Origin of the sequence: Streptomyces sp. NPDC056169 (genome assembly GCF_042268445.1) — a bacterium.
In the GTDB taxonomy this organism is placed as follows: domain Bacteria; phylum Actinomycetota; class Actinomycetes; order Streptomycetales; family Streptomycetaceae; genus Streptomyces.
Map to the genome: position 1 here is coordinate 494,230 of NZ_JBHJUO010000001.1, position 26,484 is coordinate 520,713.

The window sequence follows — 26,484 nt, forward strand, 5'->3', positions numbered from 1 at the left end:
CAGCGAGGAGGGAACGAGAAATGGGCCGTCTTGGGGTCCGAGTGCTCGACCTGGCGCAGGACATCCAGTCCCGGTTCGAGGACGACGAAGAGGAGAGCATGCTCCACTTCTGCATCGAGGCGCCGGAGACGGCTGTCCGCTGGGGAGTGAGTGGCTACGGCGAGACGCTCTTCAACTCCAAGCAGGCGGAGCAGCTTCTCCGGGAGTTCGATGAACTCCCGGAGGAGCGGCGAACGCCCGTCCTCCGGCGACTGAGGGAGAGCACGCTGTGGGTCTACCGGAGAAGTGGATACCTCCAGTTCCTCGGTGACTGATCCGCTGCACTGATCCGCTGCACTGATCCGCCACTTGGATCCATCGCACTGATCCATCGCACGGCAGCGCCCGGCCGGGACCTTCCCGGCCGGGCGTTCGCGCGTCCGGGCGCCGTCCCAAGAGGTGCTTTACGGCGGGTAACAACATGATCAAAAGGTGGCGCGCTTTGTCCGCCCGTGGGGTTCGGTGCGCCATTGGTGAAGATTATTTGATCTTCCCGCGCGGAACCGTGCGTGACATGGTCGCCGGGTAAGCGGCAGCGCCAGCTCGTGGGGGAGACGAGCGCGCCGGTAGTTGCCGTATCCAGGGGGATCCTGCCCGGTCGGCGAGCCGCCGTCTGTCATGCCCATGTTGGGATGCTGCCGAACGATCGAGAGATTGTCAGGCAGAACATGTCATTGCTCAGAGACGCCGGCAGACGCCGGCGTCGTCTACGGTCCGCCGTGGCCAGAGCCACCGGCGTGGTGGCCCTCGTCACCGCCTCGGCCGTACTGACCGGCCTCGTCCAGGCCGTGCCCGCCGCGGCCGATACCGCGCCCGAAGAGGACACCGGTTACAACCGCAACACCATCGGCCAGGACCGGCGGCTCGACCGCTGCCTGACCGGAGTGGCGCTGCACGTCGGCGGCCCCCTGATGAAGGCCAAGGCCATCGAGGGCCTGACCGGCACCGAACAGCAGCTCCGCGACACCGTCGGCGACCGCGCCTGGATCGGCTACGGCCCCCTCGGTCAGGCCGCCGACGCCGACGAGGACGCGTCCGGCGTCTACTCCGCCCTGAACAGGGATCGCACCACCGCCCTCGACGACGCCAACAAGCCCTACCGCGAGTCGGCATGGGCCAGCGACGACATGGAGTGGCACGCGCCGAGTTTCGGCGAGGACGTCACCCGCTTCGCGCTCGTCGCCCAGACGCAGCTCGCCTGGCGCCTCGGCAAGGACGAGCACAGCAAGGCCAGCCCCGAGGCCGTCGCCCGCGCCAAGGCCGTCATGGAGGAGAACCGCGGCAAGGACGACTGGCACGACTGGTTCGCGGACTCCATGCTGCGGGACAGCGAGGTCAGTTGGGACTACTTCGGCGGTACGACCTCCAGCGACATCGCGTCCTACCTGCGGCGCGGTGGCTTCGCGAAGGAGGCCCCCGCCAAGGACTCCCCGGCCTACCGCGTGGAGGTCGAGGACCTCAAGCAGGCCTGGGCCGCCTGTGACTGGCAGAACCCGGTCGACCCGCGGCGCACGCTCAACGAGCCCGTCATGAACGCGATGGTCGAGTGGGAACAGGAGTACGCCGGGCAGGCGACCCAGCGTGCCACGATCATCAAGGCCGAGGCCGAGGCCTCGTTGGCGGCCCGCGAGGCCACCGACCAGATGGTCCAGGCCATCGGCCAGGCGTGGCGCATCGACCAGATCCTGACCTGGCAGAAGTTCTGGCGCGACAGGATCGCCCAGCATCCCGGCTACTTCAGCGATGAGCCCGACCAGGCGTTCTTCGACAAGGCCACGGCCGACCTGGCGCAGGTCCGTACCGACGTCGCCGCCCTCGTCACCTCGGCGAAGGCGCAGGCGGCCAAGGCCGCCGCCGCGGCGCAGAAGGCGACGACGGCGCAGCAGGAGGCGTGGGCCGTCGCCGACACGGCCCACGTGCCGCGCGGCCGGGGTCTGATGTACGCGCAGCAGTCGGTGCAGGTCACCCGTGCCTCCGCCGCTGCCGCCACGGCCGCCGCGAAGGCGACCGAGACCGCGCTGAACGCCGCGAACGCGACGGTCGCCACCAGCGACGCGCTGCTCGCGAAGGCGCAGACGGAGTCGCGCGCGATCAACACGGAGTTCCGCCGGGTCGCCGCCGAGGAGGCCGCCGCGCAGGCGAAGGCCGCTGCGGACAGTGCCGAGGCGAACGCCACGGCCGCGACGGAGAGCGCGAACACGGCGAAGGCCGCCCGGACGACGGCCGAGCAGAAGCGTGACAAGGCGAAGACCGCCGCGACCACCGCCGCTTCCGAGCGGGCGAAGGCGCAGGCCGAGCAGGCCACCGCCGTCGCCTCCCGGGCCAAGGCCGCCACCGAGCGCGCCAAGGCCAAGGAGGCCGAGGACCGTGCCGCCGGTCAGCAGACGACGGCGAGGACCGCAGACACGGCTGCGGAAACGGCGACCACGACTGCCACGGCGAAGCGGAAGCTCGCCGACGAGAAGGCGAAGGCCGCCCAGACCGCGCGCGAGAAGGCGATCGAGGCCGTCCGGGCGAAGCAGGCCACCGCCGCCCGCGCCGCCGCCCTCGAAGCCGCCGCCACCGCCGCCGAGGGCACCGCGGCCGCCGCCGAGACCCGCGCCGCCGCCACCACGGCCCGTACGGCCGCGAACCAGGCCGTCCAGGCCGCGACCGCCGCCCAGACCGCCGCCGACCAGGCCACCACGGCCGCCGTCGGCGCGCGCACCGCCGCGACCACGGCGGAGGGCGCCGCCGAGCGCGCCCAGGCCAACGCGACCAGCGCGTGGTCGGCGTACCGAGGCTCCCTCGACGCGGCTTCCACCGCGCACGTCGCCGCGGCCACCGCGCTCGACGCGTCGCAGGACGCCGCGATCCGCGCGGACAACGCGGCGACGGCTTCGGAGAACGCGACCGAGCTGGCCAAGAAGGCCCAGGAGGAGTCGGTCGCCGCCGGGACCAGCGCCGCTGAGGCGGTGAAGTCGGCCGGCACCGTCGTGGGCCGCGCCTACGCCGCCGGTCAGGCCGCGCTCGCCGCCCGCGACAGCGCCACGGCCGCGGTCGCCGCCGCCGGTGACGCCGTCTCGATCGGTACGCCGTACCAGGAGAAGGACAGCGCGGCCGCGTTCGCCGTGCTGATCGGTCAGTCGTCGAAGTCGATCGCCGAGCAGCAGGCGGCGGCAGCAGCGGCCAAGGCCACCGCCGCCGCTGCCGCCGCCGAGTCCGCGCAGCAGACCGCGGCGCAGGCCACGGGTGACGCGAAGCTCGCCGCCGAGGCCGCCGCCCGTGCGGCGAGCGATTCGGCGCGTGCCGTCGAGGCCGTCACCCGCGCCCAGGCCGCCGCCGTCGAGGCCACCGAGGCCCAGACGGGCGCGAAGACCGCGTCCGACGCCGCCGCGGGCCACGCCGAGCAGGCCGGTGACGACGCCGCCTCCGCCCGCCTCACCGCGGACGGCGCGAGCAACGCCGCCACCGAGGCCGAGCGCGAGGCGACCGACGCCGAGCGGCACGCCGCCGAGGCGAACGAGAAGGCCGGCCGGTCTTCCGAGGCCGCCGAGGAGGCCGCGCGCAAGGCGGCCGAGTCGGAGAAGGACGCCAAGGACGCCGAGGACAAGGCGACCGACGCGGCGGGCGACAGCTCGGCCGCCGAGGAGGCCGCGAAGAAGGCCGAGCAGGAGCAGCGCGAGAAGAACGAGGCCGCGCACCAGGAGGCCCTGGACGAGGGCACCACGCCCATCAAGGGCGGCGCCTCCAACTGGCCCGCGCTGGGTGAGCGCGAGGAGAAGATCCTCCTTGACGCCTGCGGTCAGACCTGTGTCGACGACTACCGGAAGGGCCTCGCGGCCGTCTCCGTGAACGTCGTCGAGTGGGCGACCGCGAACGGCGGGCAGATCCTCTTCGAGCAGCTCGACCCGGCGAAGGTCAAGGAGTGCCTGGCCGGTTACGACGTCGAGGACTGCCTCTGGGCGCTCGTCGACATCGCCTCGTCGTCCGCGATCGTGGGCCGCATGCCCGCGCTCGCCCAGGCGATCGAGAAGGTCGCCGACGGCATGCGGACGATCTTCAACGACGCCGACAACGCCCTGCGCCGGCTCAACGACCTGGCCGCCGTCATCCGTGACGTCCGCTCCACCCCGCGCCTCAACCGGTGCCTCGCGGGAGTCGCCCTGCACGTGGGCGGCGCCAAGACGAAGGCCATGGCCATCCAGGGCCTGACCGGCGGAAACGACGGCCTGGAAGCCGTCATCGGCGAGCGCGGCTGGATCGGGTTCATGCCCCTGGGGCAGGCCAACGACCAGGACCGCGAGGCGGGTTACGCCTACCTGGACGCCTTCGCGGCCCAGAAGGCGATCCTGGAGGACGCCAACCGGCCGTACGCGATGAGCTCGTTCGACGACGGGATCACGCTGCACGCACCGGAGTTCGGCGCCGACATCAGCGCCTACACCTACGCCACGCAGGCGAAGCTGGCCGGCCGCATCGGCTGGGACGCGCACACCAACGCGAGCCCCGAGGCGATCAACAAGGCCCGGCAGATCACCGAGCAGAACCGCGGCAAGGACGACTGGCACGACTTCGCGGCCGAGTTCATGCTGCGGGACTCCAACGTCGACAACACCCGCTTCTTCGGCGGCACCACCGCCGCCGACATCGCGATCTACCTGCGGCACGGCGGCTTCCCCGCCAAGAAGATCGCCGAAGGCACGCCCGAGTTCCGCGTCGAGGTCGAGAACCTCAAGCAGGCCTGGGCCTCGTGCAACCACGCGGACCCGGTCGACCCGCGCAACGCCCTCAGCGAGGCCGTCTCGCAGGCCTCGGCCGAGTGGGAGACGGAGTACGCCGGGCAGGCCGCCCCGCGCGCCGTCATCATGCAGGCGGAGGCCGACGCCGCCGCCGCGACCCGCACCGCCACCGCCACCATGATCGAGGCCATCGGCCAGGCGTGGCGCGCCGACCAGATCCTGCGCTGGCAGAAGTACTGGCACGACAAGCTCGAAGCCGACCCGAACCACATCCTCAAGCCGAAGCAGGCCCTCTTCGACAAGGCGAAGACGGACCTGGCGAACGCCCGGGGCAAGGTCCAGGCGCTGGTCACCAAGGCCAAGGAGCAGGCCACCCTGGCCACCGCCGCCGCGCAGCGCGCGGTGACCGGCCAGCAGCAGGCCTGGGCCATCGCGGACGCCTCCGAGGTCCCGCGTGGTCGTGGCCTGATGTACGCCCAGCAGTCGGTCCAGGTCGCCCGTGCCTCCGGCGCGGCTGCCACGGCTGCCGCCAAGGCGACGGAGACGGCGCTGAACGCGGCGAACGCCACCGTGTCGACGTCGGAGGCGCTCCTCGCCCTGGCGCAGACCGAGGCGCACGCGGTGAACACCGAGTTCCGCCGGATCGCCGCGCAGGAGGCCGCCGCCCAGGCGAAGGCCGCCGCGGACAGCGCCGACGCGTACGCGGCCTCGGCCGCGGCGAACGCGGAGAAGGCCAAGAAGGCCAAGGAGACCGCGCTCGCGGAGGAGGAGGACGCCCGGAAGGCCGCGGCGAACGCCCAGCAGCAGCGCGCCGTCGCCGAACTGGAGCGCGCCAACGCGGCGGCCTACCGGGCCACTGCCGAGAGCGAGCGGGACAAGGCGGCCGGCCACGAGGCCGACGCCGTCGCCCAGGGCCGGATCGCGTCCGACGCCAGGGTCTCCGCCGAGGCGGCGGGATCCACGGCCTCCTCCAAGCGGGCCGTCGCCGAGCAGGCGGAGCGCGACGCGGTCGCCGCCCGCGACAACGCCCTGGAGGCCGAGCAACGGCGGGACTCGCTGAACGCGAAGGCGGCGGCCATGGAGGCCGACGCCGCCGCCGACGAGGGTACGGACGCGGCCGAGGGCTCCCGGGCCGCCGCGACCGAGGCCCGGGCCGCCGCGAACACGGCGACCACGGCGGCCACCAACGCGCGTGCGTCGGCGAACGCGGCCACGGCCGCCGCCACCAACGCCCGCGAGGCGGCCACCAAGGCGCAGGGCTCCGCGTCCCGTGCCAAGGCGGCGGCCGACAGCGCCTGGTCGTCCTACATGGTCGCGGCCGGTTCCGCCGCAGCGGCACACGCGGCCGCGGCCGACGCCATCGACGCCTCCGAGGCGGCGGCGGCCGACGCCAAGGGCGCCAAGGAGCAGTCGGAGAAGGCCTCCGCGGCGGCCAAGGTCGCCAAGACGGAGGCGGCTGCCGCGCGCAGTGAGGCGCTGCAGACCGCTGCCTGGGCGGCGACGACGGCGGGCAAGGCCCTCGCGGCCGTGCAGTCCTCGCTCGCGGCCCGTGACTCCGCGGCCGCGGTGAACAAGCCGGCGAACGAGGCGATCTCGCTCGGCGGCCCGTTCCAGGAGGTCGACAGCTCTGCCGCGTTCGCGGTCCTGACCGGCCAGCAGTCCCTGACGATCGCACAGCAGCAGGCCGCCGCAGCGGCGGCCACGGCGAACCAGGCCGAAGGGTTCTCCGCCGAGGCGCAGGCCCTGGCCGCGCAGGCGGCCGCGGACATGAAGCTCGCGGCGCAGGCCTCCGCGGCAGCGGCGGCCGACGCCTCGCGCGCGGCCAAGGCGTACCAGCGGGCCCAGGCGTCGGCCACCCAGGCCGCGAAGGACTCCAAGGACGCCCAGGCGGCGGCGGGTCGTGCCGACGGCTACGCCATGGCGGCCGGCGAGGACGCCCTGGCGGCGTCGTCGGCGGCGATGGACGCGCAGGCCGACGCCAACGCGGCGGACGCGGCGGCGACCGAGGCGGAGAAGGACGCCGCCAACGCCCGTGCCGTGGCCACCAAGGCCGAGGAGGACGCGGCCAGCGCCCGCGCCACCGCCACCAAGGCGGAGGAGGACGCGACGGCGGCCGAGACGGCCGCGGCCGGTGCCAGGGACGCGGCGGAGGAGGCCCAGGCCGCCGCCGACCGCACGGAGAGGGGCGGCAGCAGCGAGCAGATCTCGCAGGGTGTCACCACCGGCATCAGCGACGTGTGGGCGGTCCTCGACCACATCGAGTACATCGGTGAGCCGAAGAACGTCAAGAAGGACAACTGCAACCCGATCGTGCACTTCGGGGACTGCAAGATCACGTCCGACGTCACGTACAAGTCGCACGTCGACGTGTACATGTGCATGGTGTCGTGGGAGTCGTACACGGACGCGGGCAGCTGCCCGGCCGCCGAGACCTACTACCTCGGCCCCGAGGTGACGAAGGCCGAGACGAAGACCCTCACCACCACGCTGACGATGGCCGAGTTCAACTCGGGCATCGATCCGGTCGAGATCCTGCTCGGCGACTTCATCGGCTGCGCCAAGCTGCTCACGCCGGGTGTCTCCGGCGGCAGCTGGGGCGACTGCGCCTGGGCGGCGAGCTGGTTCGTCGGCGGCGTGATCTTCCGGTCGGCGAAGGCCGGCGTGATGGCGCTGGACGCCGCCATGAAGACGGGCATCGGGTTCATCGACGCCTATCGGGCGCTCCGCACCATCGGTCTGACCGAGGCCGCCGTCCAGGGCATCATCAGCCGCCTTCTCCGGAAGCTCGGCGACGCGTGCGAGGCGGCGAACACCGGGACCTTCAAGCTCGCGGCGTTCTCCGTCGCGGCGGCCGACGACGACGTCGTCAAGGAATGCACCAAGATCCTCAGCGGTCTGGTGAAGGACGGCGATCACATCGCCCTCGGGGTGAACCCCCACTCGGACGATCTGGCCAGGGCCGTCGGCGCGGAGACGTTCAACAACAAGGCGTTCGGGGCCAACCTCCCGGCAGCCATGGGGATGGGGGAGCGCCCCATCTGGACGGTGGGTGTGGAGCGAGCGGTGGTCAACCCCAACGTGGAGCTCTCCGTGACCCTGGACGGTGTCGCCGGTGCCAAGAGCGCCGACGAGGCGCTGACCCTGCTTCTGCAGCGAGGGGACACGATCCCGAACAGTGACTGGGAGCTCATCCGGAAGTCCGGCTGGGGAACCGCATGGGAGATGGTCAAGGTCCGTGCGGCCCTCCGGATGGAGTACCGCAAGTGGGCGTCCATCAAGTGGTACATGATCAAGCTCGACGATGCCGGCAAGCCGGTGCTCGACGCGACCGGCAAGCCGGTGTTCGAGCGGGTGTTCCCGACGAAGTTGACGTACGCCAACGGAACGCCCGTGGACTAGCCAGAAGAAGATGGTGGGCATGACAGATTTCATCCGGGAGGGGCGGCTCTTCAGAGTCGTCGCGTTCCTCCCCTCGCACCGCGTGCTCTTCCTGGCCAGTGAGGCCACACTGGTGGACGGGACCACGACGAAGGTCGAGGTCTCCTTCGGGCATGTGGAACTGATGTTCCTCAAGCCCTTCTACCGGAACGGACTCCACATTCGGCGCGCGTCCGCCGCCGAGTTCGGCGTGCTCAGCGAACGGCACGGCATTCCGGCGGAGGACGCCGCCTACACCTGGATGCTGGATCCGGACGGCGAAAGCTTCGTCGTCGGCTCCCAGCCGAACTGGCGGGAGGCGGAGTACGAGCTGATGGGTGAGCGGGAGTCGTTGTACGACGGGCCCTGGCCGCCGGAGTTCCCGGCGGAATCGGGGAATGTCGGCTGACCGTCAAGAAGAAGGGGGCCGTCCCCGGTGCGGATGCACCGGGGACGGCCCCTCTCCGTTTCCGCGGCGTGCGTGTCAGCCCGTCGCGTCCGCGAGCCGCTTCAGCTGGGCCGTGATCACCGGCTCCGGGATCGCGGCCTTCTTCTGGTCCAGCATGTTCACGCCGTAGAACGCCGCGACGACGCCGCCGCTGCGGACGACCGTGTACGTCATGGGCACCTTCTGCTTGCCGATGTCGCCGGTGATCCGGTAGCCGACGGCCTCGTCGCCGAGCTTCGGCGCCGGGAGGCTCTCGACCTTGCCGTACGTGAGGCCCAGGGTCTTGAAGCCCTTGGGGCAGTCGGCGACGGCGGTGCGGAGTTCCTTCATGACCCGGGTGGCGTTGTCCTCGGAATGCGAGGCGAGCCACATGGAGCCGACGGTCGCGTTGGTGGCCTCGCCGGGCTGGAGGGAGCGGTGCACCGTGCTCACGGCGGGGATGTGCGTGAAGCCGCCGATGAGGCTGGCGAGCGGCTGGCAGGCCTTCTTGTCGGCCTCCATGCCGCGGCCGGCCTCGACCTCCGCCTTGGCGATCTTCTTGGCGTCGAAGCCCGCGGTCTTCCCGGTGATGGCGGCCTTTTCGAGGGCCTTTCCGTCGAGCGCCCCGAGGCGCTTCGCCTCGGCGGCCTCTTTCTCCTCGGGGCTCTGCTTGCCTTTCGCGCCGGCGCTTGCGCTCGCGCTCGCCTTCGGATTCTTGCCGTCGGAATCCGACGATTCGCCACTGCACGCGGACATCGCGAGAAGGGCCGGTATGACGGCGGCAATAGGGAGGGCCCTGCGCAGTTTCATGGACTTTCCTGGCATCTCTCGCTGACGAAGAATGAGCGGAATGATCTTACCGACGGTAGAGGGGCCCGCTCATTACGTTTTGACGTCGAATCAGCCGGTGCTCAGCCCGCGTCGGAAATGTCCGTGAGTTCTTTGAGTTCCCTTTCCATGTTCTCCCGCGCCTTCTCCTCCCACACCGCCGCGCCGTACGGCGTGTGGAAGAGGCGGGGGAGGGAGAGGAGCTGGCGGAGGACGGCCGCGCGGCCCGCCCGGAAGGCGTCCTCGGGGACGAAGGCGTACTCCTCGCGGACCGCCGCCGTATACCCCCTGTAGGTATCGGGGGCGGTGGCGAGGATCGCGAGGTCCGCGTCGCAGAGGGTCTCGCCGTTCAGGTCGCCCCCGTCGGGGTCGTGGGAGGCGGTCAGACGGACGAGCCGGGCCACCTCCCGCACCTCATGCACCGTCAGGCCCGCCTCGGTCAGGGCCCGTTCGGCCAGCGCGGCCGAGCGCTCCTCGTTCTCGGAGCGGTCCGGCCGGTAGACCGCGTCGTGGAACCAGGCGGCCAGGCGGACGAGTTCCAGCTCGCCGCCCTCCCCGCCCTGGTCGGCGAGTTCGTCGATGCGGTCGAGGACCGCCCGCAGGTGGTCGACCGTGTGGTAGCGGCGCTGCGGCTCGGCCCAGCGGGCGAGCAGGTTCCGGCCGTACGGGGCGGGGTCCGGGCCCTCGTGGCCGGACCGGGCGGCGCGCAGGGTGGCGTTCCAGCGCTGGAGCAGCTCGGGGTGTTCCTCGGCGGTCATGGGGGCATTCTGCCCGGCGCCGACCTCGGAGTGGGGGAGTCCGGTCCGCCCTCACCTCACTCTTACATACCCCCCATGGGTATGCTACGGTGCTCCGCGAAGGTACCCCCCTGGGGTATGCAGCAGCGAGTGAAGGGTCAGGGCAATGTCAACCGTCAATCCCCGGCGCTGGTGGGCACTTGTCGTGCTCGCCGCCGCTCAGTTCATGGTCATCATGGACACCTCGATCATCGGGGTCGCGCTCCCCGAGATGCAGAAGGACCTGGGCTTCACGCAGGGCGAGCTCCAGTGGGTCTTCAACGCCTACGTCATCGTCTTCGGCGGCCTGCTGCTCCTCGGCGGACGCCTCTCCGACCTCGTCGGGGCCCGCAAGATCTTCGTCACCGGCTGGGCCGTCATGATCGCCGGCTCGATCCTCGCCGCGGCCGCGCAGACCGCCTGGGTCGAGATCGCGGGCCGCGCCGTCCAGGGCGTCGGCGGCGCGCTCATCGCGCCCGCCGCGATGACCCTCCTGATGATGCTCTTCATGCACGACCCGAAGGAGCTCGGCAAGGCCATGGCGCTCTACGGCGCCGCGGCTCCCGCCGGTGGCACCGCGGGCGTCTTCCTCGGCGGTGTCTTCACCGAGTGGGCCGCCTGGCAGTGGGTCTTCATCATCTACATCCCGATCGGTCTCGCGACCCTCGCCGCGACCAAGCTCCTCCCGAACGTCGCGTCCCGCCGCGGTTCCGTCGACGTCCTCGGCGCCGTCGCCGTCACCGCCGGTCTCGCGCTCGCCGTCTTCGCCGTCGTCCGCGCCCCCGAGGTCGGCTGGGGCGCCACCGCCACGATTCTCGAACTGGTCGGCGCCGCTGCCCTGTTGATCCTCTTCTTCGTCATCCAGAAGAGCATCCGCGAGCCGCTCATGCCGCTCAGCGTCTGGCGGGTCCCGCGCCTCGGCTCGGCCAACCTGGCGATGACGCTGCTCGGAGCCGCCTGGATCCCGATGTGGTACTTCCTCAACCTGTACCTCCAGCAGGTCCTGGGCTACGGCGCCTTCGCCTCCGGTGCCGCGTTGCTCCCGATGACCGTGCTCCTCATGATCTTCATGACGGCCATCACCGCCCGGCTCATGATGAAGTTCGGGGCCAAGCCGCTTATCGGCATCGGTCTGCTCGTCCTCGCGGCCGGTCTGGTCTGGCTCGCGGCCGTCCCGCCGACCGGCACCTTCCTCGTCGACGTCCTGCCGGCCTCGCTCGTCGCCGCGCTCGGCATGTCCCTCGCCTACATCCCGGCGATGATCGCCTCGATGTCCGGTGCCCCGCAGGAGCAGGCCGGTCTCGCCTCCGGCATCGTCAACACCACCTACAACGTCGGCTCCGCGCTCGGCCTCGCCGCGCTGACCGCCGTCGCCATGTCCCAGGGCGCCGACCAGCTCGGCAACCTGCCCGCCCTCACGGACGGGTTCTCGTCCGCCTTCATCGGCGCCGCGATCATCGCCGCGGTCGGCGGTGTGATCACCCTCCTCGTCATGAAGAGCGACAAGGCCGTGGCCGCCGAGGCCGCCGCGCCCGCCCCGCAGGACGAGAAGGTCTCCGCCTGATCCGCCGGGCGCGTCACATCGCGTGTCGCACCCAGGGGCCGCCCGATGTCCGTCACCGGACGTCGGGCGGCCCCTTTCCCGTATCCGGAAAGGAAAGCCGTGGAACTGAACACCCGTGCCGTGCACGTCTTCAACGAACCCTTCCCCAGTGGCAGTTGGCCGCTCTCGGTGCCCCTCGTCCAGTCCTCCGCCTTCGCCTTCGACTCCGCCGTCGAGCTCGCCGAGGCGATGGCCGGACCCGACGGGCGGTACGTCTACAGCCGCCGCGGCAATCCGACCGTACGGGCCCTGGAGCAGACCCTCGCCGGTCTGGAGGGCGGCGCCGGGGCCATCGCCTTCGCCTCCGGCATGGGGGCCGTCAGCGGCGTCCTGCTCGCGCTCCTGCGGCCCGGCGACCGGGTGGTGGCCCAGCGCTGCCTGTACGGGGGCACCCACTCCGTCCTCGCCGACCTGGCCGAGCGGTACGGGATCGAGGTCGTCCGGATATCCGGCGACGACCCGGCCGAACTGGAGGCGGCGGCCGTCCACCCCGCCACCCGGCTCCTCGTCCTGGAGACCATCGCCAACCCCACCGGCCAGGTCCCCGACCTGCCGGGGCTGCTCGCCGTCGCCCGCGCGACGGGCGTGACGAGCCTCGTCGACAACTCGCTCGCCTCGCCCGTGCTGTGCCGCCCCCTGGAGCTGGGCGCCGACATCGTCGTCCACTCGACGACCAAGTACCTCTCCGGGCACTCCGACGTCCTCGGCGGCGTCGCCGTCTTCGCGGACGACGAGCTGCGGCACCGCGTGTGGCCCCGCACCGTCGAACTCGGCGCCTGCGCCGACCCGTTCGCCGCCTGGCTGACCCTGCGCGGGATACCCACCCTGCCACTGCGGATGCGCGAGCACTGCGCCAACGCCGTCTCGCTCGCCACGGCGCTCTCCGAGCGGGCCGAGGCCCGCGGCGACGTCACGGCCGTGCACTACCCGTGGCTCGCGGACCACCCCTCGCGGGAGAACGCCCGCAAGGTCCTCTCGGGCGGCGGCGGGCTGCTCTCCTTCGAGCTGGCCGGCGGCCGGCCGGCGGGCCGGGCCTTCGTCGAGCGCGTACGGGTGGCGAAGCTCGCGCTCTCCCTCGGCGGCGTGGAGACGCTCGTGACGCACCCCGCCTCCACCTCCCACCGCGAGCTGGACGCGGCGGCGCTGGACGCGGCGGGGATCGGCGCGGGCCTGGTGCGGATGTCCGTCGGCATCGAGGACGTCGAGGACCTCTGGTCCGACGTCGAACAGGCCCTCGGCTGACGGGAGTCCGTTCCTTTTCAGCCCCTCTCGGGTCCTTCTTTTGGGTTGACAAAATAAATGAATGATTCGTAGATTGGATGTCGCCAGGGAAAGACCACTCCTAGGTCAAGGGGGGCGCGCGATGCGCTACTTCGAGGACTTCCGGCCCGGCGACGTCCACGAGCTGGGCACCGTCACCGTCACGGCGGAGGAGGTGCTGGAGTTCGGCAGGCGCTTCGACCCGCAGCCCTTCCACACGGATCCCGAGCTCGCGGAGCGTTCGCAGTTCGGCGGACTGATCGCGAGCGGCTTCCACACGCAGTCGATGTTCATGCGGCGGTACGTGGACGGCCTGCTCGCCTACAGCGCCTGTATGGGCTCGCCCGGCATCGACGAGGTCCGCTATCTGCGGCCCGTCCGCCCGGGCGACGTCCTCACCGCGCGCGTCGAGATCCTCGGCTCCACCCCGTCGCCGTTCAACCGCGCCACCGGCACCGTCAAGCCGCGGTGCACGCTCGTGGCCCCCGACGGGACGGCCGTGTTCAGCATGATCCTGCACAGCATCTTCCGCCGGCGCCCCGCCGACTCCGAGGCCGACCATCTGTCGTCGATGCCCGCGGCCGAGGACCCCGTCGCCTGTGTGCGACCGGCCAAGACCTGTGTCCCGGCCATGAGCGCCTGACGAACCGTCCTTCGGCGGGCCCCTGAACACGGCCGTCCGTACACCGTTCATCAACCGAGTGAAGGGGGACCTCCTGTGGAGGCCGTATCCCGCACCGCCCAGTGGACCGCCGCCGCGCGCGCCCTGGAGACCGAGCGCGAGGACCGGCTGTTCGCCGATCCCTACGCGCGCACCGTCGCCGACCGGATCGGCTTCGAACTGCTCAAGCGCTACGACGGGGGCGGCATCGTGCCGTTCCTCGCCATCCGCACCACCTACCTCGACCGGGCCATAGTCAAGGCGGTGGAGGAGCGGGGCATCCGCCAGGTCGTCTTCCTCGCCGCCGGCATGGACACCCGCTTCTTCCGGCTGCCCTGGCCGGACGGCGTCACCGTCTACGAGCTCGACCGCCCCGCGCTCCTCGCCGCCAAGGCCGAGATGCTCGCGGACGAGCCGCAGCCCGCCGGCCGCACCCGGATCACCGTCCCGGTCGACCTCACCCAGGACTGGACCGGCCCCCTGAAGGAGGCGGGCTGGAAGAGCGAGGAGCCCGTCCTCTGGGTCGTCGAGGGCCTGCTGTTCTTCCTCCCCGAGCAGGCCGTGCGCACCCTCATCTCGACGCTCTCCGCGCACGCCGCGCCCGGCTCCGTGCTGCTCGGCGACGTCATCTCCCGGGCGGCCCTGGTCAACCCGCTGGCCCGCACCTTCCTCCAGGCCCTGAAGGACGACGGCAATCCGTGGCTCTTCGGCACCGAGGAGCCCGAGGCGCTGCTCGACGAGTGCGGCTGGGCCGTACGGGAGGTCAGGCAGCCCGGCGAGGAGGGCGCCGACTTCGAGCGCTGGCCCTACCAGGTCGCGCCGCGCGCCCTCCCCGGCGTACCGAGGTCGTTCCTCTTCACCTGCGACCTGCCCGGTGCGACCGGCGACCTGCCCACCCACAGCGAGGAGAAGGCGGCATGAGCGCCCACGACTTCCACCAACGGGTCATCACCGACGCCGGTGCGGCCGTCCGCGGTCTGACCGTCGCCCTCGGCGAGCGCCTCGGCCTGTACAAGGCGCTGGCCGAGCAGGGCCCGCTCACCGCAGCGCGGCTGGCGGAGACGACCGGCACGAACGAGCGGTACGTCGAGGAGTGGCTGCACGCCCAGCTCTCCGCCGGGTACGTCGAGCGGCACCCGAGCTCGCTCACGTACACGCTCCCCGCCGACCACGTCGAGGTCCTCGCCGACCCGACGGCCGTCACGTACGCCGCCGGGTTCTTCACCGCCCTGAAGGCGCTGTACGCCACCGAGGACCTGCTGGTCGAGGCGTACCGCACCGGTGACGGCGTCGGCTGGGCCGAGCACGACGCGGCCCTCGACACCGGCATGGGCTCCTTCTTCCAGCCCACGTACGAGCACAAGCTCGTCCCGGACTGGCTGCCCGCCCTGCACGAGGTCACCGACAAGCTCGCCGCCGGCGGCACCGTCGCGGACGTCGGCTGCGGCGTCGGCCACACCACGCTCCTCATCGCCAAGGCGTTCCCGCAGGCCACCGTCCACGGCTTCGACTACTCCGAAGAGGCCATCTCGATCGCCCGGGAGCTCGCCGAGGAGGCCGGCCTCTCCGACCGGGTCGTCTTCGAGGTCGCCTCGGCCGACGACTACCCGGGGTCCGGCTACGACCTGGTGTGCTTCTTCAACGCCCTCCACGACATGGGCGACCCGGTCGCCGCCGCCCAGCACGTCCACAAGTCCCTGGACGCGGACGGCACCTGGATGCTCGTCGAGTCGAACGTGTCGCCGCAGGACATCGACACGCAGACCCCCGCCGCCCGCATGTTCATGGCCCTGTCGGCCGTGATGTGCCTGCCCGTCGCGGTCGCGCAGCGCGGCCCGCACGCCCTCGGCAACCACTCCGGCGAGAAGGCCTTCCGGGGCATCGCGGAGGAGGCCGGCTTCACCCGCTGGCGCCGCGCCACGGAGACCGCGGTCAACGCCGTCTACGAAGTCCGGCCCTGAAGCCCCATGGCCCCGCACCCCCCGGCGCCTGAGGGCGAGTGAGCCGAAGGGGGCCGTCGGGGGAACGCGTCCGAGCGCGCGCAGTTCCCGAGGAACGAGGGAGCGAGCACGTACGGACGCGTGAGCCCGACTCAAGGCCCCCGGAGGCGAACCGAGCCCCGAAAAGAAGAGGAGCACCCCCATGGGCACTACCGCCCCCCTGCCGGTCACCGACCGGTTCATGGAAGTCCTGGAGCGGCTCAGCGAGCGCTCCGTCGAGGACTACTACAACCCGTACCAGACCTTCCAGTGGCCCGAGACGCTGGAGGAGAACCGTTTCTGGATGACGCCGGAGCTGCTCACCGTCTACGGCACCGAGCACTACGACACCCTCGGTGAGGAAACGCTTCAGCGCCTGTCGAAGTGGGAGTCCATCAACTTCTACAGCCTGAACGTGCACGGCATCCGCGAGCTCCTCATCGAGGTCGTCGGCCGCATCCACATGCCGGGCTTCGAGGTTCCCTCGGACTTCTTCCACCACTTCATCGGTGAGGAGAACGAACACATGTGGTTCTTCTCCGAGTTCTGCCGCCGCTACGGCCACAAGATCTACGGCTCCACCGCGATGCGCGCCGACGCGGCCTGGGAGCCCGAGGTCGAGAACTTCCTGGTCTTCACCCGCATCCTGTTCTTCGAGGAGCTGGTCGACCACTACAACTCCCGGATGGCGAAGGACGACTCCCTCTGCCACACCATCCGCGAGGTCAACCGCATCCACCACCAGGACGAGTCCCGCCACATCGCCTTCGGCCGTGAACTGGTCTCGCTCCTCTACAGCCGGATGTGCCAGTCGGTCGGCGCCGAACGGGTCCGGGAGGTCGAGGCGTACCTCAAGCGGTACGTCGTCTACAGCACCAACTCCCTCTACAACCCGCACGTCTACCGCGACGCCGGCATCCCGGACCCGCTGGCCCTGCGCAACTCGCTGGTCGCCGACGAGCGTCGCCGCCCGCACGAGCGCAAGGCCATCCGCAAGCCGCTCTCCTTCTTCCTGAAGACCGGGATCTTCTCCGACGACGTCCTGCCCGTCGTCTGAGCACACCCGCGAGACCTCCCACCCGAGAGGTGAAGAGATCATGACCGTGACGACCCCCGCGCAAGCCGGGGCCCCCGAGACAGTCGGGGAAACCACCGTCGGGGAAACCCCGGCCGATCCGCAGCGCGAGCCGCAGCCCGCCCGCCCGGGCACAACCCGGGGCCTGCCCTCGCTCGGCCCGGAGGGGACCCGCCTCCTGCGGCTCCTCGACGACACCTTCGAAGGCTGGGGAACGGCCGCGGGCGCCCGCCCGATGACCATGCCCCCGCTCCTGCCGGCCGCCGACCTGGCCAAGCTGGACTACTACGACAACTTCCCGCACCAGGCCGTCGTCGCCGCCCCGCTCGACCTGGAGCGCCGCGCGACCACGCCCTTCTCCGCGGACACCGGCTGCTTCCCGAGCGACGCCCTCGAACCGGCCGCGCTCGGACTGCCCTCGGCGTCCTGCTACGCCGTCTACCTCGACCACCAGGGCACCCAGGTCGCGGACGACACCCTCGTGACGATCTGCTCCTGGTGCTTCCGCAAGGAGACCCACTACGAGGGCATGCGGCGCCAACTCGGCTTCCGCATGCGGGAGATCGTCGCCATCGGCGCGCGCGAGCACGCCGAGACGCACCTCGCCGACTTCACCGCCCGCATCCAGGCCTTCGCGACGGCGCTCGACCTGCCGCTCCGCAAGGAGGCCGCCTGCGACCCGTTCTTCGACAAGGGCGGCTCCAAGGCGCTCCTCCAGCGGCTCACCCCGGTGAAGTACGAGTTCCTGTACGAGGACCTGGCGATCGCCTCGGTCAACACGCACCGGAACTTCTTCGGCGACCGGTGCGACATCACCCTGGAGTCGACCGGCGGAGCGGCCTTCACCAGCTGCGTCGCCTTCGGCCTGGAGCGATGGCTGTCCGCACTGACCCGGCGCCACGGCAGCTGGGAGTCCGCCACCCAGGCGGTGCTCGACGCGAACGCCCGCCTGCGGGCCGATGCGAGTGGCGCGGCCGGGCCGGTGATCTGACGTGCCGGCCCGTCCCGCAGCCCCGCCGGCGGGCGGCCTGGGGTGGGCGAACCTCGGCATGGACATCGTGTCCGTCAACCGTGTCCGCAGGCTCCTCGCCCAGTACGGCGAGACGTTCTTCGAGCGGATGCTCACCCCCGGCGAGCTCGCCGACTGCCGTACGTCCTCCGGGCTCGACGTCCTGAGCCTGTGCGGGCGGATCGCGGCCAAGGAAGCGGCCTTCAAGACCTTACGGGTCAGGGGCAGGTTCCTGCCCTGGCCGGACATCGTCGTACGGCGCTCCGAGGGCGGCTGGCCGCTCGTGGAGCTCCACCGGGCCGCCGCCGAGATGGCCGCCGAGTCCGGGATCACCGAGATCACCGTGTCCATCAGCCACGACGTGGACTACGCGGTGGCGGTGGCCGCCCCGATCATCACGGCCGCCCCGGTCATCGCCCCCACCCCGGTCATAGCCCCCACCCCGGTCATCGCCCCCACCCCTTCCGTATCCAGTCCAACAGCAGCAGCTGGTACCAGCTAAAGGAGATCAACCATGGCCGACGGCCTGCAGACGGTGAAGAACTGGATCCTCGACCGTCACCCCGAGCGCGACGACATCGCCTCCGACCTCGACCTGATCGAGAACCGGCTCATCGACTCGCTGTCCTTCGTCGAGTTCGTCTTCCTCCTGGAGCAGGAGAGCGGCACCTCCATCCAGATGGAGACCCTCGAAGTCGAGTCGATCCGCACCCTCGGCGCCATCGAGCAGCACTTCTTCAAGGCCCCGGCGGAGGTCCAGGCATGAGCCGCCGCCTCTTCACCTCGGAGTCCGTGACCGAGGGACACCCCGACAAGATCGCCGACCGGATCAGCGACACCATTCTCGACGCGCTGCTCACCGAGGACCCGTCCTCGCGCGTCGCGGTCGAGACCCTGATCACCACGGGTCAGGTGCACATCGCCGGCGAGGTCACCACCACGGCGTACGCGCCGATAGCGAAGCTGGTGCGCGAGGCCGTCCTCGACATCGGCTACGACTCCTCCGCGAAGGGCTTCGACGGCGCCTCCTGCGGCGTCTCGGTGTCCATCGGCGCCCAGTCGCCGGACATCGCGCAGGGCGTCGACACGGCCTACGAGTCCCGGGTCGAGGGTGCGGGCGACGAGCTCGACGCCCAGGGCGCCGGCGACCAGGGCCTGATGTTCGGCTACGCCTGCGACGACACCACCGAGCTGATGCCGCTGCCGATCGCGCTGGCCCACCGCCTGGCGCGCCGGCTGACCGAGGTCCGCAAGAACGGCACCGTGCCGTACCTGCGGCCCGACGGCAAGACGCAGGTCACCATCGAGTACGACGGGTACCGCCCGGTCCGCCTCGACACGGTGGTCGTGTCCTCGCAGCACGCCGCCGACATCTCCGTCGAGGGCCTCCTCACCCCGGACGTCCGCGAGTACGTCGTCGAGCACGTCCTCAAGGAGCTCGTCGAGGAGGGCGTCAGCCTGGAGTCCGACGGCTACCGGCTCCTGGTCAACCCGACCGGGCGCTTCGAGGTCGGCGGCCCGATGGGCGACGCCGGACTCACCGGCCGGAAGATCATCATCGACACGTACGGCGGGATGGCCCGGCACGGCGGCGGCGCCTTCTCCGGCAAGGACCCGTCGAAGGTGGACCGCTCGGCGGCGTACGCGATGCGCTGGGTCGCGAAGAACGTCGTCGCGGCCGGTCTCGCCCGCCGCTGCGAGGTGCAGGTCGCGTACGCGATCGGCAAGGCGGAGCCCGTCGGCCTCTTCGTGGAGACCTTCGGCACCGGCACCCTCCCGGACGAGCGGATCCAGGAGGCCGTCAGCGAGGTCTTCGACCTGCGGCCGGCCGCGATCATCCGCGACCTGGACCTCAAGCGGCCGATCTACGCGGAGACGGCGGCCTACGGCCACTTCGGCCGCGAGCTCCCGGAGTTCACCTGGGAGCGCACGGACCGCGTGGAGGCCCTCAAGAAGGCAGTGGAGGCGTAGTCCATGCGTATCGCTGTCACGGGATCCATCGCGACCGACCATCTGATGACCTTCCCCGGCTGGTTCAGCGAGCAGCTGCTCGCCGACCGGCTGGACCGGGTCTCCCTGTCGTTCCTCGCCGACAACCTGGAGGTCAGGCGCGGCGGAGTGGCAGCGAACATTGCCTTCGGGCTCGGTGTGCTCGGGCTGCGGCCCGCCCTCGTGGGCGCGGTCGGCGCCGACTTCGAGCCGTACCGGGTCTGGCTCAAGGACCACGGTGTGGACACCGACTCGGTGCGCGTCAGCGAGTCGCTCCACACCGCCCGTTTCGTCTGTACCACCGACCGGGCCCAGAACCAGATCGCCACCTTCTACGCGGGGGCGATGGCCGAGGCGCGCGAGATCGACCTGCGGGACGTGGTCGCGCGCACCGGCCGGCTGGAACTGGTCCTGGTCTCCCCGGACGACCCCCAGGCCATGCTCCGGCACACCCGCACCTGCCGTGACCTGGGGATTCCCTTCGCCGCCGATCCGTCGCAGCAGTTGGCGCGGCTGGACGGCGCGGAGGTGCGGGAGCTGGTGGACGGGGCGCGGTTCCTCTTCACCAACGAGTACGAGACGGCCCTGCTCCTGGAGAAGTCCGGCTGGAGCGAGGCCGAGGTGCTGGGCAGGGTCGGCACCTGGGTCACCACGCACGGCGAGGCGGGTGTCCGCATCCGCGGCGCGGACCGCGCCACGCTCGCCGTCCCGGCGGTGGAGGTCGCCGGGGTCGTCGACCCGACCGGCGTCGGCGACGCCTTCCGGGCGGGCTTCCTCGCCGGAACGCTGTGGGGCGTGCCCGAGCGGTGCGCGGCGCAGCTGGGCTGCGCGGTCGCGGCGACCGTCCTCGACTACGTGGGGACGCAGGAGTACCGGCTGCACCGGGACTCGCTCCTGGACCGGATCAGGACGACGTACGGGGTGGGCTGCACGGCCACCCTGGTCACCCATCTGAGGGGACTGTCATGAGGGGGCTGACGTGAGCACCGCGAGGAGGTCCCTGCGGGAGGAGTTCGCCACGCGGGTCGTGGTGGCCGACGGGGCGATGGGCACGATGCTCCAGGCCGCCGACCCGACGATGGACGACTTCCGGAACCTCGAAGGCTGCAACGAGATCCTCAACCTCACGCGCCCCGACATCGTCGCCTCCGTCCACGACGCCTACTTCTCGGTCGGCGTGGACTGCGTCGAGACCAACACCTTCGGGGCGAACCTCGCCGCGCTCGCCGAGTACGGCATCGAGAACCAGGTGTACGAGCTGTCCGAGGCCGGCGCCCGGATCGCCCGTACCGCCGCCGACGCGCACACGGCGGCCGACGGCCGCCCCCGCTGGGTCCTCGGCTCCATGGGCCCCGGTACGAAGCTGCCGACCCTCGGCCACGTCACGTACGAGCCGCTGCGCGACGCCTTCCAGCAGAACGCGGAGGGCCTGATCCGCGGCGGCGCGGACGCCCTCCTCATCGAGACCTCGCAGGACCTGCTCCAGACGAAGGCGGCCGTCATCGGCGCCCGCCGGGCCCTGGAATGGGTCGGCGTGGAGCTGCCCGTCATCGTGCAGGTCACGGTGGAGACGACGGGCACGATGCTGCTCGGCTCGGAGATCGGCGCGGCGCTGACCGCCCTGGAGCCGCTCGGCATCGACATGATCGGCCTGAACTGCGCCACGGGCCCCGCCGAGATGGCGGAGCACCTGCGGCACCTGTCCCGGCACGCCCGCATCCCGATCTCCGTCATGCCCAACGCGGGCCTGCCCGTCCTCACCTCGGACGGCGCCCACTACCCGCTGTCCCCGGCCGAACTGGCCGACGCGCAGGAGAGGTTCGTCCGCGAGTACGGGCCGGCGCTGGTCGGCGGCTGCTGCGGGACGACCCCCGAGCACCTGCGGGAGATCGTGGAGCGGGTGCGGGGCGCGGCCGTCCTCGACCGGCGGCCGACGCCGGAGCCGGGCGCGTCCTCCCTGTACAGCCACGTGCCGTTCCGGCAGGACACCGCGTACCTGGCGATCGGCGAGCGGACCAACGCCAACGGTTCGAAGAAGTTCCGCGAGGCCATGCTCGACGGCCGCTGGGACGACTGCGTCGAGATGGCCCGCGACCAGATCCGCGAGGGCGCGCACCTGCTCGACCTGTGCGTGGACTACGTCGGCCGTGACGGCACGGCGGACATGGCGGAGCTGGCGGGCCGGTTCGCGACGGCCTCCACCCTGCCGATCGTCCTCGACTCGACCGAGATCGCGGTGCTGCGGGCCGGCCTGGAGAAGATCGGCGGCCGGGCCGTCGTCAACTCGGTGAACTACGAAGACGGCGACGGCCCCGAGTCGCGGTTCGCGCAGGTCACGGCCCTCGCGAGGGAGCACGGTGCGGCGCTGATGGCGCTGACGATCGACGAGGAGGGCCAGGCCCGGAGCGTCGAGCACAAGGTGGCCGTCGCCGAACGGCTCATCGACGACCTCACCGGGAACTGGGGGATCAGGGAGTCGGACATCCTGATCGACACCCTCACCTTCACGATCTGCACGGGCCAGGAGGAGTCCCGCAAGGACGGCGTCCACACGATCGAGGCGATCCGCGAACTGAAGCGCCGCCACCCGGACGTCCAGACCACGCTCGGCCTCTCCAACATCTCCTTCGGTCTGAACCCGGCCGCGCGGATCGTCCTCAACTCGGTCTTCCTCGACGAGTGCGTCCGGGCCGGCCTGGACTCGGCGATCGTCCACGCGTCGAAGATCCTGCCGATCGCCCGCCTGGAGAAGGAACAGGTCGAGGTCGCGCTCGACCTCATCCACGACCGCCGCAGGGAGGGCTACGACCCGCTGCAACGGTTCCTGGAGATGTTCGAGGGCGCGACGGCGAAGTCCCTCAAGGCGGGCAAGGCCGAGGAGCTCCTCGCGCTGCCGCTCGACGAGCGGCTCAAGCGCCGGATCATCGACGGCGAGAAGAACGGCCTGGAGGCGGACCTCGATCTCGCGCTCGCGGAGCGCCCGGCCCTGGAGATCGTCAACGACGTCCTCCTGGACGGCATGAAGACCGTGGGCGAGCTCTTCGGCTCCGGCCAGATGCAGCTGCCGTTCGTGCTCCAGTCCGCCGAGGTCATGAAGAGGGCCGTCGCCCATCTCGAACCGCACATGGAGAAGACGGACGCGGACGGCAAGGGCACCATCGTCCTCGCCACGGTCCGCGGGGACGTCCACGACATCGGCAAGAACCTCGTCGACATCATCCTCTCCAACAACGGCTACAACGTCGTCAACATCGGCATCAAACAGCCCGTCTCCGCGATCCTGGAAGCGGCGGAACAGCACCGGGCCGACGTCATCGGCATGTCGGGTCTCCTCGTGAAGTCCACCGTGATCATGAAGGAGAACCTCCAGGAGCTGAACGGCCGCGGCCTCGCCGCCACCTTCCCCGTGATCCTCGGCGGCGCCGCCCTCACCAGGGCGTACGTCGAACAGGACCTCCACGAGCTGTACGAGGGCGAGGTGCGGTACGCCCGCGACGCCTTCGAGGGCCTGCGCCTCATGGACGCGCTCATGGGCGTCAAGCGAGGCGTTCCCGGAGCCGTACTCCCGCCGCTCAAGCAGCGGCGCGTGCCCAAGCGGGAGACGCAGGTCGCTCCTGAGGTGCGGGAGCCCGAGCCGGCCGGCCGCTCCGACGTCGCCACCGACAACCCCGTACCCGAGCCCCCCTTCCTCGGCACCAGGGTCGTCCGGGACATCCCGCTCGCCGAGTACGCCCCCTGGCTCGACGAGACGGCCCTCTTCAAAGGCCAGTGGGGCCTCAAGGACGACGCGACCATCGAGACGGAGGGCCGGCCCCGGCTGCGCGCGCTGCTCGACCGCGTCGAGCGCGAGGGCCTCGTCGAAGCAGCCGTCGTCCACGGCTGGTTCCCCTGTGTGTCCAAGGGCGACGACCTGATCGTCCTGGACGAGGACGGAGGCGAGCGGACCCGCTTCTCCTTCCCCCGCCAGCAGCGGGGCCGCCGCCTCTGCCTGGCCGACTTCCACCGCGCCGAGGACTCCGGCGAGGTGGACGCGGTCGCCCTCCAGGTCGTCACCGTCGGCTCCCGGATCGGCGAGGAGACGGCCAGGCTCTTCGCCGCGGACGCCTACCGCGACTACCTCGAACTCCACGGTCTCTCCGTCCAGTTGGCGGAGGCGCTCGCCGAGTACTGGCACGCGCGGGTACGGGCGGACTGGGGCATCGCGGGAACGGACCCCGCCGGCATCGCCGGCATGCTCCGCACCGAGTACCAGGGCTGCCGCTACTCCCTCGGCTACCCGGCCTGCCCCGACCTGGAGGACCGGGCGAAGATCGCCGCCCTCCTGCGCCCGGAGCGGATCGGGGTCGAGCTGTCGGAGGAGTACCAGCTGCACCCCGAGCAGTCGACGGACGCGATCGTGGTCCACCACCCGGAGGCGAGCTACTTCAACGCGGGAGGCCGCAGATGAGCGTGACCTTCTCCTTCGAGTTCTTCCCGCCGAAGAGCGAGCGCGGAGAACAGACCCTCTGGGACGCGATCCGCCGCGTGGAGGCGCTGTCCCCGGACTTCGTCTCCGTGACGTACGGCGCCGGCGGCTCGTCCCGCGACCGGACCATCGAGGTCACGAAGCGGATCGTGACGGAGACGACGCTGCGACCCGTGGCCCACCTGACGGCCGTCGGGCACTCGGTCGCCGAACTGCGGGCCATCATCGGCGCGTACGCGGACGCCGGGGTACGGGACGTGCTCGTGCTGCGCGGCGACCCGCCGGGCGATCCGCGCGGCGCCTGGACCCCGCACCCGCAGGGCTTCACGTACGCGTACGAACTCGTGGAGCTCGTACGGTCGTTGGGCGACTTCAGAATCGGGGTGGCCGCCTTCCCCGAGGGCCACCCGCGATCCGCGACCCCGGCCGCCGACCTCGCGCACTTCGTCGCCAAGTGCCGGGCCGGCGCCGACTACGCCATCACGCAGATGTTCTTCGACCCGGAGGACTACCTGCGGCTGCGGGACCGGGTCGCGGCCGCCGGCTGCGACACCCCGATCATCCCGGAGATCATGCCCGCCACCGACGTGCGCCAGATCCGGCGCTTCGCCGAGCTGAGCGACGCCGCCTTCCCCGAGGACCTGGCGCACCGCCTGGAGGCGGCGAAGGACGACCCGGCGGCCGCGTACCGCATCGGCGTCGAGCACGCGACGCGGATGGGCCTGCGGCTGCTCGACGAGGGCGCGCCGGGCCTGCACTACATCACGTTGAACAAGTCGACGGCGGCCCTGGAAATCCACCGGACCATCATGAGTACAAGGAGCGTTGTCCGTGTCTGAGTTCACTGACTTCAAGGTTGCCGACATCGGCCTCGCCGACTTCGGGCGCAAGGAGATCACCCTCGCCGAGCACGAGATGCCGGGCCTGATGTCGATCCGCCGGGAGTACGCGGCGGCGCAGCCGCTGGCCGGCGCCCGCGTCACCGGCTCCCTGCACATGACCGTGCAGACCGCCGTCCTCATCGAGACGCTGGTCGCGCTCGGCGCCGAGGTCCGCTGGGTGTCCTGCAACATCTACTCGACGCAGGACCACGCGGCCGCCGCGATCGCCGCCGCCGGGATCCCGGTCTTCGCCTGGAAGGGCGAGACCCTGGAGGAGTACTGGTGGTGCACGGAGCAGGCGCTGACCTGGCCCGGCGCCGACGGCCCCAACATGATCCTGGACGACGGCGGTGACGCCACCCTCCTCGTCCACAAGGGTGTGGAGTACCAGAAGGCCGGCGAGGTCCCGGACCCGTCGACCGCCGAGAACGACGAGCACCGGGTGATCCTGGAGCTGCTGCGGAGCACCACCCTGGACTGGGGCACGATCGCCGCCGCCATCCGCGGGGTGACGGAGGAGACCACGACGGGCGTCCACCGCCTGTACGAGATGCACCGCGAGGGTGCGCTGCTCTTCCCGGCGATCAACGTGAACGACGCCGTGACGAAGTCGAAGTTCGACAACAAGTACGGCTGCCGCCACTCCCTGATCGACGGCATCAACCGTGCGACGGACGTCCTGATCGGCGGCAAGACGGCCGTGGTCTTCGGCTACGGAGACGTCGGCAAGGGCTCGGCGGAATCCCTCCGCGGCCAGGGCGCCCGCGTCATCGTCACCGAGATCGACCCGATCTGCGCGCTCCAGGCGGCGATGGACGGCTACCAGGTGGCGACGCTGGAGGACGTGGTCGAGACGGCCGACATCTTCGTCACGACCACCGGCAACAAGGACATCATCATGGCGTCCGACATCGCCCGCATGAAGCACCAGGCGATCGTCGGGAACATCGGCCACTTCGACAACGAGATCGACATGGCCGGCCTGGCGCGGATCCCGGGGATCGTGAAGGACGAGGTCAAGCCGCAGGTCCACACGTGGACGTTCGAGGACGGCAAGGTCGTCATCGTCCTGTCCGAAGGCCGCCTCCTCAACCTCGGCAACGCCACGGGCCACCCCTCCTTCGTGATGTCGAACTCCTTCGCGGACCAGACGCTGGCCCAGATCGAGCTGTTCACGAAGCCGGAGGAGTACCCGGTGGACGTGTACACGCTGCCGAAGCACCTGGACGAGAAGGTCGCCCGGCTGCACCTCGACGCCCTCGGCGTGCGGCTGACGACGCTCCGCCCCGAGCAGGCGTCGTACATCGGGGTCCCGGTGGAGGGCCCGTACAAGCCGGACCACTACCGCTACTGA

The 26,484-nt window shown here is 71.2% G+C and carries 19 protein-coding genes; 17 read left to right on the forward strand and 2 right to left on the reverse strand.

Going from position 1 to position 26,484, the window contains the following annotated elements:
* The first annotated feature begins 41 nt into the window (after window positions 1-41).
* The 3 genes from ACFC0G_RS02230 (at window position 42) to ACFC0G_RS02240 (ending at window position 8,586) form a co-directional block, all read left to right on the forward strand.
* Window positions 42-314 (forward strand): hypothetical protein, encoded by a 273-nt coding sequence (locus ACFC0G_RS02230; RefSeq protein ID WP_125752832.1) that lies wholly within the window; start codon window positions 42-44, stop codon window positions 312-314.
* A 444-nt stretch (window positions 315-758) separates the two neighbouring features.
* Window positions 759-8,159 (forward strand): polymorphic toxin type 27 domain-containing protein, encoded by a 7,401-nt coding sequence (locus ACFC0G_RS02235; protein WP_376395754.1) that lies wholly within the window; start codon window positions 759-761, stop codon window positions 8,157-8,159.
* A gap of 19 nt (window positions 8,160-8,178) precedes the next feature.
* Window positions 8,179-8,586 carry a hypothetical protein gene (locus ACFC0G_RS02240; RefSeq protein ID WP_376395757.1) on the forward strand — a complete coding sequence of 136 codons (408 nt, stop codon included), beginning with the start codon at window positions 8,179-8,181 and terminating at the stop codon, window positions 8,584-8,586.
* A gap of 75 nt (window positions 8,587-8,661) precedes the next feature.
* On the opposite strand, the gene ACFC0G_RS02245 is transcribed toward ACFC0G_RS02240, so the two are convergent.
* Window positions 8,662-9,414 (reverse strand): hypothetical protein, encoded by a 753-nt coding sequence (locus tag ACFC0G_RS02245; protein WP_376395760.1) that lies wholly within the window; start codon window positions 9,412-9,414, stop codon window positions 8,662-8,664.
* A gap of 101 nt (window positions 9,415-9,515) precedes the next feature.
* The gene (locus ACFC0G_RS02250) at window positions 9,516-10,190 is read right to left on the reverse strand and encodes a hypothetical protein (protein ID WP_376395763.1); all 675 of its coding nucleotides are present in this window, start codon (window positions 10,188-10,190) and stop codon (window positions 9,516-9,518) included.
* A gap of 145 nt (window positions 10,191-10,335) precedes the next feature.
* Here ACFC0G_RS02250 and ACFC0G_RS02255 point away from each other — a divergent pair, with 145 nt between their 5' ends.
* The 14 genes from ACFC0G_RS02255 (at window position 10,336) to ahcY (ending at window position 26,484) form a co-directional block, all read left to right on the forward strand.
* Window positions 10,336-11,772, forward strand: coding sequence for an MFS transporter (locus ACFC0G_RS02255; RefSeq protein ID WP_376395765.1), 1,437 nt, complete (start codon window positions 10,336-10,338; stop codon window positions 11,770-11,772).
* A gap of 99 nt (window positions 11,773-11,871) precedes the next feature.
* On the forward strand, window positions 11,872-13,053 hold the full coding sequence (locus tag ACFC0G_RS02260) for a trans-sulfuration enzyme family protein (protein WP_376395768.1): 1,182 nt from the start codon (window positions 11,872-11,874) through the stop codon (window positions 13,051-13,053).
* 121 nt (window positions 13,054-13,174) lie between these two features.
* The gene (locus ACFC0G_RS02265) at window positions 13,175-13,714 is read left to right on the forward strand and encodes a MaoC family dehydratase (RefSeq protein WP_376395771.1); all 540 of its coding nucleotides are present in this window, start codon (window positions 13,175-13,177) and stop codon (window positions 13,712-13,714) included.
* A 75-nt stretch (window positions 13,715-13,789) separates the two neighbouring features.
* Window positions 13,790-14,653 carry a class I SAM-dependent methyltransferase gene (locus ACFC0G_RS02270; RefSeq protein WP_376395774.1) on the forward strand — a complete coding sequence of 288 codons (864 nt, stop codon included), beginning with the start codon at window positions 13,790-13,792 and terminating at the stop codon, window positions 14,651-14,653.
* The gene (locus ACFC0G_RS02275) at window positions 14,650-15,693 is read left to right on the forward strand and encodes a class I SAM-dependent methyltransferase (RefSeq protein WP_376395777.1); all 1,044 of its coding nucleotides are present in this window, start codon (window positions 14,650-14,652) and stop codon (window positions 15,691-15,693) included. The genes ACFC0G_RS02270 and ACFC0G_RS02275 overlap by 4 nt, the downstream gene beginning before the upstream one ends.
* A 181-nt stretch (window positions 15,694-15,874) precedes the next feature.
* Window positions 15,875-16,768 carry a diiron oxygenase gene (locus ACFC0G_RS02280; protein ID WP_376395780.1) on the forward strand — a complete coding sequence of 298 codons (894 nt, stop codon included), beginning with the start codon at window positions 15,875-15,877 and terminating at the stop codon, window positions 16,766-16,768.
* 40 nt (window positions 16,769-16,808) lie between these two features.
* The gene (locus tag ACFC0G_RS02285) at window positions 16,809-17,777 is read left to right on the forward strand and encodes a hypothetical protein (protein ID WP_376395783.1); all 969 of its coding nucleotides are present in this window, start codon (window positions 16,809-16,811) and stop codon (window positions 17,775-17,777) included.
* Between the two features lie 58 nt (window positions 17,778-17,835).
* Complete coding sequence (gene acpS, locus ACFC0G_RS02290; RefSeq protein WP_376395786.1) at window positions 17,836-18,297, forward strand: holo-ACP synthase; 462 nt, start codon at window positions 17,836-17,838, stop codon at window positions 18,295-18,297.
* A gap of 12 nt (window positions 18,298-18,309) precedes the next feature.
* Window positions 18,310-18,561 (forward strand): acyl carrier protein, encoded by a 252-nt coding sequence (locus ACFC0G_RS02295; RefSeq protein ID WP_024758814.1) that lies wholly within the window; start codon window positions 18,310-18,312, stop codon window positions 18,559-18,561.
* Window positions 18,558-19,766 (forward strand): methionine adenosyltransferase, encoded by a 1,209-nt coding sequence (gene metK, locus ACFC0G_RS02300; RefSeq protein ID WP_376395790.1) that lies wholly within the window; start codon window positions 18,558-18,560, stop codon window positions 19,764-19,766. Before ACFC0G_RS02295 ends, metK begins: the two co-directional genes overlap by 4 nt.
* A 3-nt stretch (window positions 19,767-19,769) precedes the next feature.
* Window positions 19,770-20,753 carry a carbohydrate kinase family protein gene (locus ACFC0G_RS02305; RefSeq protein ID WP_376395793.1) on the forward strand — a complete coding sequence of 328 codons (984 nt, stop codon included), beginning with the start codon at window positions 19,770-19,772 and terminating at the stop codon, window positions 20,751-20,753.
* 10 nt (window positions 20,754-20,763) lie between these two features.
* On the forward strand, window positions 20,764-24,231 hold the full coding sequence (metH, locus tag ACFC0G_RS02310; protein WP_376395796.1) for a methionine synthase: 3,468 nt from the start codon (window positions 20,764-20,766) through the stop codon (window positions 24,229-24,231).
* Window positions 24,228-25,088 carry a methylenetetrahydrofolate reductase [NAD(P)H] gene (gene metF / locus ACFC0G_RS02315; protein WP_376395799.1) on the forward strand — a complete coding sequence of 287 codons (861 nt, stop codon included), beginning with the start codon at window positions 24,228-24,230 and terminating at the stop codon, window positions 25,086-25,088. The genes metH and metF overlap by 4 nt, the downstream gene beginning before the upstream one ends.
* Window positions 25,081-26,484: an adenosylhomocysteinase gene (ahcY, locus tag ACFC0G_RS02320; protein ID WP_376395802.1), complete on the forward strand. Its 1,404-nt coding sequence runs from the start codon at window positions 25,081-25,083 to the stop codon at window positions 26,482-26,484. The genes metF and ahcY overlap by 8 nt, the downstream gene beginning before the upstream one ends.